The organism is Streptomyces sp. NPDC050549, from assembly GCF_040655035.1.
In the GTDB taxonomy this organism is placed as follows: domain Bacteria; phylum Actinomycetota; class Actinomycetes; order Streptomycetales; family Streptomycetaceae; genus Streptomyces.
The window spans coordinates 91081-105902 of sequence record NZ_JBFAJD010000035.1; the positions used below are offsets into that span (position 1 = coordinate 91081).

Annotated in this window: 14 protein-coding genes; 3 read left to right on the forward strand and 11 right to left on the reverse strand. The window is 72.3% G+C overall.

The features are described from left to right. Positions 1-61: 61 nt before the first annotated feature. The 3 genes from AB0I51_RS36880 to AB0I51_RS36890 all read right to left on the reverse strand — a co-directional run bounded on the left by AB0I51_RS36880 (position 62) and on the right by AB0I51_RS36890 (position 2527). Positions 62-457, reverse strand: a complete 396-nt coding sequence (locus AB0I51_RS36880; RefSeq protein ID WP_362982753.1) for a hypothetical protein — start codon at positions 455-457, stop codon at positions 62-64. Between the two features lie 15 nt (positions 458-472). Continuing rightward, positions 473-997 (reverse strand): GNAT family N-acetyltransferase, encoded by a 525-nt coding sequence (locus AB0I51_RS36885; RefSeq protein WP_362982754.1) that lies wholly within the window; start codon positions 995-997, stop codon positions 473-475. An 87-nt stretch (positions 998-1084) separates the two neighbouring features. Beyond that, positions 1085-2527: a GuaB1 family IMP dehydrogenase-related protein gene (locus tag AB0I51_RS36890; RefSeq protein WP_362982755.1), complete on the reverse strand. Its 1443-nt coding sequence runs from the start codon at positions 2525-2527 to the stop codon at positions 1085-1087. Between the two features lie 203 nt (positions 2528-2730). Here AB0I51_RS36890 and AB0I51_RS36895 point away from each other — a divergent pair, with 203 nt between their 5' ends. Beyond that, entirely contained in the window at positions 2731-4236 is a 1506-nt protein-coding gene (locus tag AB0I51_RS36895) for a hypothetical protein (protein ID WP_362982756.1), read from the forward strand. Between the two features lie 9 nt (positions 4237-4245). Here the strand turns inward: AB0I51_RS36895 and AB0I51_RS36900 are convergent, their stop codons facing one another. The 5 genes from AB0I51_RS36900 to rpe all read right to left on the reverse strand — a co-directional run bounded on the left by AB0I51_RS36900 (position 4246) and on the right by rpe (position 7460). Next, positions 4246-4857 (reverse strand): hypothetical protein, encoded by a 612-nt coding sequence (locus tag AB0I51_RS36900; RefSeq protein ID WP_362982757.1) that lies wholly within the window; start codon positions 4855-4857, stop codon positions 4246-4248. Between the two features lie 35 nt (positions 4858-4892). Beyond that, the gene (locus AB0I51_RS36905; RefSeq protein WP_362982758.1) at positions 4893-5210 is read right to left on the reverse strand and encodes a barstar family protein; all 318 of its coding nucleotides are present in this window, start codon (positions 5208-5210) and stop codon (positions 4893-4895) included. Beyond that, positions 5207-5572 (reverse strand): ribonuclease, encoded by a 366-nt coding sequence (locus AB0I51_RS36910; RefSeq protein WP_362982759.1) that lies wholly within the window; start codon positions 5570-5572, stop codon positions 5207-5209. Before AB0I51_RS36910 ends, AB0I51_RS36905 begins: the two co-directional genes overlap by 4 nt. 76 nt (positions 5573-5648) lie before the next feature. Beyond that, the gene (locus tag AB0I51_RS36915; RefSeq protein WP_262062317.1) at positions 5649-6695 is read right to left on the reverse strand and encodes a sugar-binding domain-containing protein; all 1047 of its coding nucleotides are present in this window, start codon (positions 6693-6695) and stop codon (positions 5649-5651) included. Positions 6696-6773: 78 nt separating this feature from the next. After that, positions 6774-7460: a ribulose-phosphate 3-epimerase gene (gene rpe, locus AB0I51_RS36920; protein ID WP_362982760.1), complete on the reverse strand. Its 687-nt coding sequence runs from the start codon at positions 7458-7460 to the stop codon at positions 6774-6776. A gap of 124 nt (positions 7461-7584) precedes the next feature. Here rpe and AB0I51_RS36925 point away from each other — a divergent pair, with 124 nt between their 5' ends. Further along, the gene (locus AB0I51_RS36925) at positions 7585-8751 is read left to right on the forward strand and encodes an alpha-hydroxy-acid oxidizing protein (protein ID WP_362982761.1); all 1167 of its coding nucleotides are present in this window, start codon (positions 7585-7587) and stop codon (positions 8749-8751) included. Between the two features lie 329 nt (positions 8752-9080). On the opposite strand, the gene AB0I51_RS36930 is transcribed toward AB0I51_RS36925, so the two are convergent. After that, complete coding sequence (locus tag AB0I51_RS36930; RefSeq protein WP_362982762.1) at positions 9081-10499, reverse strand: transcription antitermination factor NusB; 1419 nt, start codon at positions 10497-10499, stop codon at positions 9081-9083. 75 nt (positions 10500-10574) lie between these two features. Then, positions 10575-11516: a methionyl-tRNA formyltransferase gene (fmt, locus tag AB0I51_RS36935; RefSeq protein ID WP_362982763.1), complete on the reverse strand. Its 942-nt coding sequence runs from the start codon at positions 11514-11516 to the stop codon at positions 10575-10577. 255 nt (positions 11517-11771) lie between these two features. Between fmt and AB0I51_RS36940 the strand changes: the two genes are divergently transcribed. After that, the gene (locus AB0I51_RS36940) at positions 11772-12323 is read left to right on the forward strand and encodes a hypothetical protein (RefSeq protein ID WP_019066412.1); all 552 of its coding nucleotides are present in this window, start codon (positions 11772-11774) and stop codon (positions 12321-12323) included. Between the two features lie 202 nt (positions 12324-12525). On the opposite strand, the gene AB0I51_RS36945 is transcribed toward AB0I51_RS36940, so the two are convergent. Next, entirely contained in the window at positions 12526-14667 is a 2142-nt protein-coding gene (locus tag AB0I51_RS36945) for a primosomal protein N' (RefSeq protein ID WP_362982764.1), read from the reverse strand. Positions 14668-14822 lie beyond the last annotated feature (155 nt).

Sequence of the window (14822 nt, forward strand, 5' to 3'; positions counted from 1 at the left end):
GATCGGCGATGGCCGTATACGAAGTAGAACACGGGCCCGACAGCGATGCCGAGCGCCTCGGTCAGCCCTCGTCCGGATCCCCCGCGAGGGCTCGCGCCCTCGCCAGGTCCTCCTCGTCGAACCCGATCCGCCCGGGCTGTCCGTGCACCTCCGCCTGCGCGTCGATCCAGCGGGAGTGCGCCTCCCAGGCGGCCTGCTTGCTCATGCCGAGCGCGGCCCCGATCTGCGTCCAGGAGGCACCGGCCTCGCGGGCCTCGCGAACCGTGAGCTGACGGCCGTAGGCGGCCTTGCGGGCGACGACCTCACTCAGGGCGAGCAGTTCCAGCGTCTCGGCCTTGTCGAGGGCCTCGGCGTCGCTGCCGAAGCCGGCGAGGGACTCGCGGGTGCGGAGGCTGTCGAGACGGGCGACGGCGGTGAGGAGGGTGTGCTCGGGTTCGATGCCCTGGGGTGTGGTCATGGGTTCAGCGTTGCGTCAGGCTCCCTTGACGTCAAGGGAGCCTGACGGCAGCTCCTTGGTGAGGAAGGTGCAGAGGTCCACGCACTCATGGACGCTCCCGTCGCGGTCCAGGTACGACCAGCGGTCCACGTAGTCCGTCAGAGGCCGGTAGCCGAGCCGCGCGTAGAGGGCGGCGGCCCGCGGGTCGTCGGCCGCGCCCCCGAGACCGAGGACCGTACGGCCGCGCTCCCGGGCCAGTTCCTCGGCGCGCCGGATCAGCGCGCCGCCGATGCCGCGCGAGCGCAGTCGCGGGGGCCGTACTCCGAGACCGTTGAGCTCCGGGCAGACGGGCAGCGCCGCCCGCACCTCGGGCGCCGCGCAGCCGTCCCAGATCACCTCCGCGTGCCCGACGGGCCGGCTATCGATCCAGGCGACGAGACAGGTGCCCCTGCCCGCCTGCTGCCGTGCGAACCGCCGGACACGGGACGAGGCGCCCCCCGGCGAGCCGATGAACTCGTCGAGCGGCGCCACGTCGGCGGCCCTGCACACGGCGATCTCCATACGTCCGACGGTAGCCGCCGCAGTACGCCCACGGCCCCTGTTTTCCCGAGCGCCGGGACAACAGGGGCCGCAGGAAAGGGAGTTGGATCAGCTCCAGCTGGCGTGCAGGGGCTTGCCCTCCGCGTAGCCGGCCGCACTCTGGATGCCGACGACGGCCCGCTCGGCGAACTCCTCCAGGGAGGCCGCGCCGGCGTAGGTGCAGGAGGAGCGGACGCCCGCGATGATCGAGTCGATCAGGTCCTCGACGCCCGGGCGGGCCGGGTCGAGGAACATGCGGGAGGTGGAGATGCCCTCCTCGAACAGCGCCTTGCGGGCGCGGTCGTAGGCCGACTCGTCGGACGTGCGGTTGCGGACCGCGCGCGCGGACGCCATGCCGAACGACTCCTTGTAGAGGCGCCCGTTGGCGTCCTGCTGCAGGTCGCCCGGGGACTCGAACGTGCCCGCGAACCACGAGCCGATCATCACGTTCGACGCACCGGCCGCGAGCGCCATGGCGACATCGCGCGGATGCCGGACACCGCCGTCGGCCCACACGTGCTTGCCGTACTTCTTCGCCTCGGCGGCGCACTCCATGACGGCCGAGAACTGCGGGCGGCCGACGCCGGTCATCATGCGGGTGGTGCACATCGCGCCGGGGCCGACGCCGACCTTGATGATGTCGGCGCCCGCGTCGACGAGGTCCTTGACGCCCTCTGCGGCGACGATGTTGCCGGCCACGATGGGGACCTGCGGGTCGAGGGCCCGCACCTGCCTGATCGCGCTGATCATCGACTCCTGGTGGCCGTGGGCCGTGTCGATGACGAGCGTGTCCACGCCCGCGTCCAGCAGCTGCTTGGCCTTCTGCACGAAGTCGCCGTTGATGCCGACCGCGGCGGCGATCCGCAGCCTGCCGTCGGCGTCCACGGCCGGTGAGTACAGCGTGGCGCGCAGGGCGCCCCTGCGGGTGAGGATGCCGGCGAGCCTGCCGTCCTTGTCGACGGCGGGCGCGTAGCGGCGGTTGGCGCCGTCCAGCCTGTTGAACGCCTCCCGCGGGTCGATGTCCGCGTCGAGGAGCAGCAGGTCACGGGACATGACCTCGGCGAGCTGCGTGAAGCGGTCCACCCCGTTCAGGTCGGCGTCGGTGACGACACCGACCGGGCGCTGGTCCTCGTCCACGACGACACCGGCGTTGTGCGCGCGCTTGGGCAGCAGGGCCAGCGCGTCGGCGACGGTCTGGTGCGGGGCCAGCCGGATCGGGGTGTCCAGGACGAGGTGGCGGCCCTTCACCCAGGCGACGACCTCGGTGACGACCTCGATCGGAATGTCCTGCGGGATGACCACGAGCCCGCCGCGCCGGGCCACGGTCTCGGCCATGCGCCGGCCCGCGATGGCGGTCATGTTGGCGACGACCAGCGGGATGGTGGTGCCCGAGCCGTCCGGGGAACTGAGGTCCACACCCTGACGCGAGCCGACCGCGCTGCGGCTCGGCACCATGAAGACGTCGTCGTACGTCAGGTCGTACGGGGGCTGGATGTCGTTGAGGAAACGCACGTGCCGCACATCCCAGTCGATCGAGGTGACCCCCGGACAGATCAGCCAGGGGGAAGAGCACGTACTTCATTGTCCCATGTCAGGCGGAATGCCATGCCTCGGATCATCGTCCAGGCAGGTCACAGGGGTCTCTGGAGGAATGTCCAAGGAGCCGGTGATTCATGTGCGGGCAACCTTCGGGACGGTTCGCGCATCGAACACGCATGGCTCTCCACCGCACGGTTCTCGCGGCCCTGGCGCTCGTCCTGGCAGCCGGACCGGCCGCCGTGGCCGCCGGTCCGGCTCCCCTGCCGACGGGGATCCACGGCTCGATCGAGGCGGACCAGCAGATCGACGTGGGATCGGCCGCGCAGTCGGTCCATGTGGTCTGGGCGTTCTCCAACAGCACGGGGGACGCTCCCGTGCCCCCGCACCAGACCTTCGTCGTCGATGGCCGGGGCCTGGCGGGCATCGCGAGGATCACGGTCGCCGACCCGAGGTGCACGGCCCAGGGACAGCTCTTCACCTGCCTCAACAAGGACATCTCCCAGCTGGCGAACCTCGACTTCACCGTGCAGTCGGATGTGGGCACCGCCCTCGGTGCCACCGGCACGATCGAGTACAGCGTCTCCGACGGCCACGACCCCGGCGCCACCGCGCGGACGAAGGTGGTCGTCGGCGTCCCGAAGCTGGTCGTCGGCAAGGTCCCCGCCATGACGCACGTCAGAACCGGGTCCCGGATCGGCCTTCCGCTCCGGCTGCGCAACACCGGCGACCTGGCCACCGACCGGCGCATCGTTCTGCGCTGGGAGTCGGCGGGCGGTCTGGACTTCGACCGGAAGTTCTCCAACTGCGGCTACGGCGTGGGCTCCGACCTCGTCGCACTCGACGGCCGGACATCCGTCACCTGCGTGTTCACGGCCCCCGTGGCCGCGGGGGCCACCGTGGAGCTGAGCAGCCCGCTGACCGCCACGGTCGGCGAGCACGTCATGACCGGCGTGACCAACTACTGGGTCGAGTTCCTGAAACCCGGCGATCAACCCGTCACGGGCACCGAGCCGGGCACCGGTCCGGCGCTCACGCTGGTGCCCGCGTCCGGGGCCGGCGCCGGTTTCGAGCGCGGCACCACGGGCCGGGTCGACGTCTCCGCCGACAACTCCGCGGATCTGGCGGCCAGGGCCACCGCGAAGCCCGCACCGGGGGCACATGAATGGACGCTGGCCCTCAACGCCGTGGACCACGGCCCGGCCTCCGTGTACGGGACCGACGACGAGGCCGTCGCCGTGGTCGACGTCGTCCTGCCCGAGCACACGGTCGCGACCGCCTACCGGCACTCGGAGTCGGAGGACAGCGTCTACGGCCCCTGCCTCCTCTGGAACGGCAACACCGGGACGGCACCTTTCGAGGCGGGCCACCGTCACTATGTGTGCACCGTGCCCTACGGCATCGCCGCCGGCCGAAGCCAGGAGTTCGGACTGTCCGTGAAGACGGACAAGGACTACGACGGCGCCAATGGCACGGCGACGGTACGCCCCGGCCCGGCCGGCATCCACCTCCACGACCCGCACGCCTCGAACGACAGCGTCACCTTCACCTTCGGCACGCTGGCCGCCACCGGCACGGACCGCACCGCGCTCGTCGCCACCGCGGCAGCCGTGGCCGCCGCCCTGCTGGGCGGCACGCTCCTCGTCCTCCTCCTCGTCCCCCGACGCCGCAGGCGTTCCCGCTAGGACAAGGGATCAGTACAGGAACCGGTGCAGAGGAGCCGACTCGGTGAGCAGCATGGTCAGCCGGTGGGCGAGGCGCTGCCACGCCTCGTCCTGCCCGTAGCTGAGCCGCACGTCCTCGCCGTCGGCCGCGTCGATCGCCGCGAAGAGGGTGGCCGTGTCGGCGTCGGGCGTGAGGTCCACCAACGACAGCACCCGCGCCAGCGCGCCGACCAGGCCGACGGCGGTCTTCTCGGGCGTCAGTACGGTGCCGAGGACCGCGGCCACGACGCCCGAGGGGTCGGGCAGGTCCGGCGGCGCCACCAGGAGCCCGGAAAGCTCGCGCAGCAGCGCGTAGAGCAAGTCCGTGTCGTCAGTGGGCAGTTCGACGATCCGCAGGCCCTCGTGCTCCCAACGGCCGTTCGGCGTCCACACCTTGGGGCCGCGCGCCACCGCCTCGGCGAGGGTCTCCCGCACCTGCCGGAAGACCACGAGCCCGTCCGCGAAAAGCGCGTGCCCACCGGCTCCCCGCACGGACTCGGCCAGCGGCGCCAGCAAATGCTCCTCCACCCGGTCGCACTGCGCGTCGAGATCCGGATCCACGACCACGAGACGCACCGACGTGCGCTGCTGCTGTTGCTCCATACCGACCACTCTGCCAGCCGCCTCGGACAATCGGCCTAGCGCCCGCCCCCGCCCAACGCGAGCACCACGGACAGCGTCGGCGTCCGGTCGACCGCGTCACCGAAGACGTCGACCGCCGTCTCCCACTCCTCCGGCCGTGCCTTCGCGTACGCCCGCCAGTTCCGTACGACGACCAACAGGCCCCGCTCCACGGCCTCTTCGGGCCACACGGTGTGGTCGCCGAGGCTGTCGGCGAGCGCGTCCCAGTTGCGGCCGAACCAGTCGGGGAGTCCGAGAGCGTGAACCACACCGTCCATCAGGCCGGCCTTGTCCGTGACCCCGTCGAGGTCCAGGGTGACCGCGAACTCCGTCATCTCAGTACCGTCCTGAACGACTTGTAGTGATCATCGGTGTAGTAGATCTCGCCGCCCTGCCCGGTGACAATGCGCCGGGCCCCGCGATCGCGCGAGCCCGGCGTCCGGACGGTGTATTCGTGGTAGTAGCCGCGCTTCTGCTCCGGCAGCAGCTTCTCGTAGTTCCCGAAGACGACCCCGTCCTTGGCGTACGGGAAGGGGCCGCCCCGGTCGATCAGGGTGAGGGTCTGCCGTGCCTCGGCGGGGAGTTGGGACGCCTTGACGGTCCCGGTGCCTCCGCTCGCGGCCGTGGACGAACAGCCCACGGGCAGCAGTACGGCCAGACAGACGAGAAGCACTCGGGAGACGAACCGCAGCAGCATGCGCCCGATGCTGCCACGGCCGTCCCCGTACGAGCCTTTGTCAGGGCCGTCCCCCACGGCCCGCTGTCAGAACCCTTCAGATCCCGTCGGGGTCCGTCCGGCCGAGCGCCGACTTCGGTGGCGTGCCGGCCGTCATCAGATAGTCCGCGGCGGCGGTGTCCGTCACCAGGCTGGTGACCAGACCGGACCGCAGCACCGCGTCGATCGCCGCCGCCTTCCGCTGCCCGCCCGCAATCGCGACGACCTCGGGGATACGGCGCAGCTGGTCCGCCTTGACCGTGATGCACCGCTCGCCCAGGTCCCGGCCGACCCGGCGGCCCTCGGCGTCGAAGAGGTGCGCGGACGTCTCGGCGGCGACACCGAGGGACGAGTAGTGTGCCCGCTCCTCGTCGCTGAGCATGTCGTACACCGTCGAGATGCCCGGCTCCCAGGAGCCGATGGAGACACAGGCGACCGTGACCTTGTCGAAGTACTCGAAGGCCCGGGCGATCCCCGTCTGGTGGCGCAGCGCCTCCGCGGTGGCCGCGTCCGGGAGCAGCATCGGCGCGTAGATCGGGTGGGCGTCGCCGCCCGACACCTGCGCGGCCCGCCGTACCGCCTCGACCGAGCCGCGCTCGGCCGTCCCGGCGTCGTACACACCTGTCAGCTGGACCACCGTGCAGGGCGGCAGCCGGTCGAGGGCCGCCGCCATGTGGATGGTGGAGCGGCCCCAGGCGAGGCCGAGCACATCTCCCTCGTTGACCAGCTCGCCGAGCAGGTCGGCCGCGACCTCCCCGAGATTCTCGGGGTCGGGCGACTCCTCGCTGACCTCGGCCGGGGACTCGACCACGACGGCGTGCCTGAGGCCGTACCGGGCGCGCAGCGCGTCCGAGCGCTCCGCGTCCAGTTCGGCCGGTACTCGGATCTCGATGCGTACGAGATCCCGTTCGAGGGCGGTCTCCAGGACCCGGGCCACCTTGAAGCGGCTGACGCCGAACTCCTCCGCGATCTGGATCTTGGACTTGCCCTCGAGGTAGAAGCGGCGGGCCATGGCCGCCGCCTGCACCAGCTCTGCGGGTCCCATCCGCATGGCTGACCGGCCCGCCGACATACCCGACACGGCGATCTCCTCACTGCTGTTCACACTCTGGATTCGCCGTTCATCCTTGCAGATCCGGCGCTGTTGATCAGCCTTGATGGCCGCCGTTCACATACCTGCCGCTCAGTGGTCGCACGCCCAGGATGCCTTGCTCACGACCCCTTCGGCCTGTGTGCGCAATGCACGTACCGCCGCGGCCGGGTCGGATGCCCCGTAGACCGCCGAACCGGCGACGAAGACATCGGCTCCGGCCTCCGCGCAACGCTCGATCGTCGAGGCCGAAACTCCCCCGTCGACCTGCAGCCACAGCTCCAGTCCGTGCTTCCTGATCAGCTCACGGGTACGGCGGATCTTCGGCAGCATGATGTCGAGGAACGGCTGGCCACCGAAGCCCGGCTCCACGGTCATGATCAGCAGCATGTCGAGCTCGGGCAGCAGATCCTCGTACGGCTCGATGGGCGTCGCCGGCTTGAGCGCCATGGAGGCGCGGGCGCCCTTGGCCCGGATCTCGCGCGCGAGCCGCACCGGAGCGCCGGCCGCCTCGACGTGGAAGGTGACGGAGGAGGCACCCGCCTCGACGTACTGGGGGGCCCAGCGATCGGCGTCCTCGATCATCAGATGGCAGTCCAGCGGGGTGTCCGTCGCCCGGGCCAACGACTCTACGACCGGCACGCCGAGCGTGAGGTTCGGGACGAAGTGGTTGTCCATGACGTCGACGTGGAGCCAGTCGGCGCCCTCGACCGCCTTGGCCTCCTCGGCGAGGCGGGCGAAGTCGGCGGACAGGATGCTGGGGTTGATCTGCACGGCCATGCCCCAAGCCTGCCATGTCCCGCGGGGGTTAGCGGCATCGGTCGGTGGCGGAGGCGGTGGGGTGCGGGTACGGGGCCGCCGCACCCGCTGCGAGAATCCCTCCCTGAGCGAAGAGGGAGATGGCATGGGACAGCCGTTCGGCTCCTATCAGAACGAGATCTACTTCAACGGGCTCGGCGGCATCCTGCCGTCCTACCCCATGGCTTTCGCGGAACTGGAGGAGAGGGCGAGCGCGGCACTCCCGCCCTCTGTCTGGTCCTACGTCGCGGGCGGCGCCGGCGACGAACGCACCCAGCGCGCCAACGTGACCGCCTTCGACCACTGGGGACTGGTCCCCCGGATGTTCGTCGGCGCGGCCCAACGCGACCTGTCCGTCGACCTGTTCGGGCTGAAGCTGCCCTCTCCCGTCTTCATGGCACCCATCGGAGTCATCGGCCTGTGCGCCCAGGACGGACACGGCGACCTCGCGACCGCGCGGGCCGCCGCGCGCACCGGTGTGCCGATGGTCGCCTCCACGCTCACGGTCGACCCACTGGAGGAGGTCGCCGCCGAGTTCGGTGACACCCCGGGCCTCTTCCAGCTCTACACCCCGACCGACCGCGACCTCGCCGCGAGCCTCGTCCACCGCGCCGAACAGGCCGGACACAAGGGCATCGTGGTCACCCTGGACACCTGGATCACCGGCTGGCGCCCCCGCGACCTCTCCACCGCCAACTTCCCCCAGCTGCGCGGCCATTGCCTCGCCAACTACACCAGCGATCCGGTCTTCCGCGCCCGCCTCGCCCGCACCCCGGAGGAGGACCCCCAGTCCGCGGTCCTCCTCTGGACCCAGCTCTTCGGCAACCCCCTCACCTGGGACGACCTGCCCTGGCTGCGCTCCCTCACCACCCTCCCGCTGATCGTCAAGGGCATCTGCCACCCCGAGGACGTGCGCCGGGCCAGAGACGGGGGCGTGGACGGCATCTACTGCTCCAACCACGGCGGTCGCCAGGCCAACGGCGGCCTCCCGGCCCTCGACGCGCTCCCGGCCGTGGTCGAGGCGGCGGACGGCCTCCCGGTCCTGTTCGACTCCGGCGTCCGCAGCGGCGCCGACATCGTCAAGGCGATCGCCCTGGGCGCCACCGCCGTAGGCATCGGCCGCCCGTACGCCTACGGCCTCGCCCTGGGCGGCACGGACGGCATCGTCCACGTCCTGCGCTCACTCCTCGCGGAGACCGACCTGATCATGGCCGTCGACGGATATCCGACGCCGGCCGACCTCACGAGGGAGTCCCTCCAGCGCGTCGCATGACACAGGCGTCAACGGGTCCTGCGGACGAGCCCGTTCAATGACCGGCGGGTGAGCCGGCGCTGCGGATGAACACGCCCCGTGACCGGCACGTCTGCCGGTCCCGCAGATGACCGCGCTCTACGGCCCGCGCGTGATCCGGTCCTGCGGACGAACGCGTCGCCTGGCCGGCACGTCAGCCGGTCCCGCAGATGACCGCGCTCTACGGCCCGCGCCTCAGCCAGCGCTGCGGATGAACACGTCCCATGATCCGCACGGCAACGACGGCACACCGGCCGGCCCCCGCACGGCAACCAGTCCTCCCGATGACGGCGCACCGACTGGCCCCCGGGTCAGCCGGTCCTGCGGATGAGCGCCAGATACATCGCGTCGGTCCCGTGCAGATGCGGCCACAGCTGTACGTCGGGGCCGTCGCCGAGTGCCGGGACTCCGGGCAGGAGCGGGCGGGCGTCGATCAGCTCGGTGTGCGGGTACTGCTTGAGCAGGTCGTCCACGACGGCCCGGGTCTCGGCGAGGTGCGGCGAGCAGGTCGCGTAGCCGACGACACCGCCGACGCGCACGGATTCCAGCGCGGTGCGCAGCAGCCCGCGCTGCAGGGGCGCGAACCCGTCGAGGTCCTCGGGCCGGCGCCGCCAGCGCGCTTCGGGGCGGCGGCGCAGCGCGCCGAGCCCGGTGCACGGCACGTCCATCAGGACGCGGTCGAAACTGCCGGGCCGCCACGGCGGCCGGGTCCCGTCGGCAGCGATGACCTGGTACGGCCCGGGGTTCCCGGCGAGCGCCTTCGCCACCAGCCCCGCACGGTGCGGCTGCTTCTCCGAGGCGAGGAGCATCGCCCCGCGCTCGGCGGCCACGGCGGCGAGCAGCGCGGCCTTGCCGCCGGGCCCGGCACACCCGTCGAGCCACTTCTCGTCCGGCCCGTCGAGCGGCGCGTCGGCCAGCGCGAGGGCGACCAGCTGGCTGCCCTCGTCCTGCACCCCCGCTCGGCCTTCCTTCACGGCCGCCACGGCCCCGGGCTCGCCGCCCTCACTGAGCCGCACGGCGTACGGCGACCAGCGCCCCGGCAGCGCGGCCTCCTCGCGCAGCAGCTCGTCGGTGGTGGACCGGCCTGGCCTGGCCACGAGGGTCACCTCGGGCCGCTCGTTGTCTGCCTCCAGCAGGTCCTCGATCCCGGCGCGCGGGCCGCCGAGCGAGTCCCACAGCGCGGAGACGACCCAGCGCGGGTGCGAGTGCACGATGGCGAGGTTGTCCTCGGGATCGTCTTCGTAGGGCGGCGCGACCCGTTCGACCCACGTGTCGAAGTCGTCGTGCGCGACCTTCCGCAGCACGGCGTTGACGAACTTGGCCCGTCCGTCGCCGAGGACGACCCGGGCCAGCTCGACGGAGGCCGACACGGCGGCATGAGTCGGGATCCGCGTCCCGAGCAGCTGGTGCACCCCGAGGCTCAGCACGTCCAGCACCGGCGGGTCGACCTCACGCAGCGGCCGGTCGACGCACGAGGCGATGATCGCGTCGTACGTCCCCTGCCGCCGCAGCGTCCCGTAGACCAGCTCGGTGGCGAGCGCCGCGTCCCGGGCGTCGAAGTCGCCCTTGTCGCGCGCCTTCCGGAGCAGCGGAGGCAGCACGAGGTTCGCGTACGCGTCCCGCTCGTCGACGGCCCTCAGCGCCTCGAAGGCGAGGATGCGGACGGGGTCCTTCTGCGGCCGGCGGTAGGGCTTGCCGGGCTTACGGGGTCGCGGGGACTGCTCGCTCACGAAAAAGGTGCTCCGGATTTCTGGCTGAGATGTGCGTCCAGCCTACGTCGCACCGGCCGGACCGCGCGCGAGACGTCACACGGCGGGAGTCCCGACCCTCTCCCCCGCCCCGATCCGCGCCCCGCGCGCCCAGTCCGCCGCCCGCATCGGCTTCTTGCCCTGCGCCTGCACCCACAGCAGCTCGACGGCGTACGAGCCGGTACCCACGTACACGTTGTTCTTGCCCACGGAGAGCTCACCGGGCGCGAGGTCGGTCCGCTCCGGCACGGGCACAGCCTGGATGATCTTGAGACGCTCGCCGCGGAAGCCGGTCCAGGCGCCGGGCGCGGGCGTGCAGCCGCGCACCACCCGGTCCACCCGCAGAGCCGGAGCCGTCCACTCCACCTGGGCGTCCTCGACGTTGATCTTCGGGGCGAGGGTGATGCCCTCGGCCGGCTGCGGTACGGCCTTCAGGGTGCCGTCCTCGATACCGTCCATGGTCGCCGCGAGCAGGCCCGAGCCGGCGAAGGCGAGCCGGGTCAGCAGGTCGCCGCTGGTGTCCGTGGGGCGGATCTCCTCGGTCACGGTGCCGTAGACGGGCCCGGAGTCGAGGCCTTCCTCGATCAGGAAGGTGGAGGCGCCGGTGATCTCGTCGCCGGACATGATGGAGTGCTGCACGGGGGCGGCGCCGCGCCAGGCGGGGAGCAGCGAGAAGTGCAGGTTGACCCAGCCGTGGACGGGGATGTCGAGGGCGACACGGGGCAGCAGGGCACCGTAGGCGACGACGGGGCAGCAGTCGGGCGCGATCTCCCTCAGGCGCTCCAGGAACTCCGGGTCGCGCGGCTTGACGGGCTTCAGCACCTCGATGCCCGCCTCCTCGGCCCGCTCGGCAACGGGGCTCGCCACCAGCCTGCGCCCCCGCCCGGCCGGTGCGTCGGGCCGCGTGACGACGGCGGCCACCTCGTGCCGTCCGGAGGCGATCAGGGCGTCCAGTGCGGGAACGGCGACCTCGGGGGTACCGGCGAAGACGAGCTTCATGGGTGCGTTCGGGCCTCTCGGGCGGGAGTGTGCGGGCAGCGCACCAGTCTATGGCGCGCGGGCCCGGGGGCCCACGTCGGACAGCACACGGCCGCCCGCAGCGCGCACCGGTTCACCGGGGGCGTACGCATATGCCCTTACGCCCCCGTTGCGTGACCAGCGGAGCGCACACGCGTTGGTCAAGAAAGAGTTGACCACTATGGGCCGCATTCACGCGGCCCGATCCTTTTCAACGCCGGTTCGAGAGGCTTGTTCATGGCCGACCACGCAACCCACGACGCCCAGGCTCGGGCCAGCCTGCACTTGCTGGTGCGGGACATCGAGCGGGTCCGCCGGCAGGTGGACGCACTGCGCACGCTCACCGCCCAGCTGGGCAACGTCTACCGCCCGCGCCGCTCCGGCCCGTCCACGGGCTTCGTCGTCTACGGGCGCGCTCCCGCCCCGACGGTCCGTCTCGCGCAGGAGTTGCGGGACAGTGTCGAGACCCTGGTCACGGCCGCCGTGGACTTCGACCGCTCGCTCGGTTTCTCGTGGGACGCAGTGGGCTCGGCCCTCGGAGTCACCAAGCAGGCGGTGCACCGCCGCTACGGCGCCCGCCGCGCCGCGACCCAGGCAGCGGCCGACGCCGAACGCACGACCGAGGCAGCGACCGCCCGCCCGGTCACGGTGAACACCGGCCTCCCCCCGATGCCCGCGCTCCCGACGGTCCCCGCCGCCCGCTCCATGCCGACCCAGCCCACAGCAGGCAGCCCCACCCTCCGCGACGAGGCCAGGCCAACAGCCTTCCCGGGCCCGCGCAACGGCTGACCCGACGACCGAACCCTGCCTGCCTCCCGGACAACAACCGGGAGGCAGCCGCATGCCGGTCGGCCGAACTCAGGGCCGGTCGAACTCACGGACAGACAGACGCCAACGGCGGGAACCCCCACGGGAAACGCCAGCCTCTCGACCGACCGTAAACAGGCGGTGCACGGGTGGGAGAGAAGCCGAGGCCGAAAGCCGAGGCCCCTCACCCGATATCCGGCGGATCAACACGCACCCGCACCGCATCCCCCCCACCCCGAGCCATCCGAGCAGCCTGCGCCCCCTTCAACGCGGCAGCCAACGCCCCCCCACTCCCCGGCCGCACCCGAATCAACGCCCGCTCCCACCGCTCCCCCACCGCCGGCCCCCCAACCCGCCGAGGCCCCCCGGCCAACACGACCGGCACCGGCCCCAACACCTCGGCATCCGGCGGCAGTTCGACAGCCGCAAGAAACTCCGCGACAGCCTCCGCCGCCCCGGCCACCGCAGCCATCCGGGACACCGGCGGGAACCCCAACTCCGCCCGCTCGGCCAGCTCCCGCACCGCATGCCCCACGGGATCCCACCGCACAAGCGCCTGCACAGGCCGCAAGGTGGGCTCAGCCACGACGACCACCGTCCCCCCATCCCCCTGCGGCCGTACCAGCGAACTCGCCGCGATCCACCGCCGCAGCGCATCCTCCCCGGCCCGCAGATCGGGCCGCCCGAGCATCGCCCATCCGTCCAGCAGCAGCGCCGCCGCATACCCACCCTCGGCAACCGGCTCGGCCCCCGGCGTACTCACGACCAGCGCGGGAGTCCCCGGCACAGTGTCGAGCACCTGCTCCCGCCCGGACGTCCGCACCGGCACGGCGGGAAACGCCCGCCCCAACTCCTCGGCGGTCCGCCGCGCCCCCACCACCTGGGCCCGCAACCTGAACCCCCCGCACTCGGGACAGTGCCAGGAGTTCTCCTCGACCCCGCACCACCCGCACCGCAGCACGCCCGCGTCCTGCGCCTCCAAGGGCCCGGCGCAGTGCCGGCACCGCGCGGGGGCACGACACTGCGCGCACGCCATCCGCGGCACATACCCCCGCCGGGGCACCTGCACCAGCACGGGCCCGTGCTTCAGTCCCTCCCGCACCGCCTGCCAGGCCAGCGTCGGCAACCGGGCGGCCCGAGCGGCCTCGTCCCGCGCGAGATCCCCGTCCCCCACGGTCCGTACGAGCGGAGCGGCCCCCCGCACCTGGTCGCGCGACGCGACCAACGGCCGCGCCCACCCGCTCTCCACCAGCTGCGCCGCCTCCACAGTGCAGCTCCAACTCCCCAGCAGGAAGCCGCACTTGTCCAGGGCGGCGCGCAGCAGCAACACCTCCCGCGCATGCGGCTGCGGCGCGTGCTGCTCGCTGTGGCTGTCGTCCCCGTCGTCCCAGATCACGACGAGCCCCAGGTCCTGAACCGGCGCGAACATCGCGGCCCGGGTCCCGACGACCGCCCGCACGGACCCGCGCCGCACGGCCAGCCACTGCCGGTACCGCTTCTCGGGCCCGGCATCGGCGGTGAGCAGCGCATGCCGCCCCTCACCCAGCAGAGCCGTCAACGCGGCGTCGACCCGCCCGGCGGCCCGCCCGTCCGGTACGACGACGAGCGCCCCGCGCCCGGAGGCGAGCGTCGCGGCGACGGCCCGCGCGATCTCCTCGCTCCACTCGGGTCCCGGCAGCGCGTTCCACACAGCGCGCGGCGCACCCCCCGAGGCCAGCGCCTCCAGGAATCCTGCCCCGCGCTCATACCGCCTCCAGGACCCGACATCCGGAACCCCCGGCGGCGGCAGCGGCGCGGGCGACGGCTTCTGCTCGGCGCGCGCGCTGCGCGGCGGCACGGCCAGCTGCAGCACATCGGCGAGGCTCCCCGCGTACCGGTCGGCGACGGCCCGGGCGAGTCCGAGCAGTTCCTCGCTCAGCACCGGCTCCGGCGACACGACCTGCGCGAGCGCGGCGAGCGGCCCGGAGTAGTCCGACTCGGCGAGCCGCTCGACGAGGAACCCGTCGATCAGCCCCCCTCCCTCACGCCGCCCGTCCCGCACCCGGTGCCGCCCGGCCCCGAACCGCACCCGCACCCGCACCCCGGGCTGCGCGTCGGCGTCGAGTTCCGCGGGCACGGCATAGTCGAAGTACCGGTCGAGATGCAGCACCCCTTTGTCGACCAGCACCCGCGCGACGGGCAACTCCGCGGCCAGCGCGGCCCCCCGCCACGTCCGCGGTTTCGCCTTCGGCCCCTTCGCCTGCCGCACACTCTCCCGAATCAGCGCAAGCTGCTCAGGCGGCGCACCCTGTGCCCCGCCGTCCCGTTCCCCGTCCGCGCTGCTCACGCCTGCATTCTTACCAAATGCGACTGACAACGGCCGACGACCGCCGTCGACGCCCGGTCTTCTAAGCGGTTTGGGTGATGTCGGCTGCGGTGTGGGTAGGCGTCCTGCGGGAGGGACGCGATGCCGAAGAACCTCCATCTCGAGCTGACCGATGA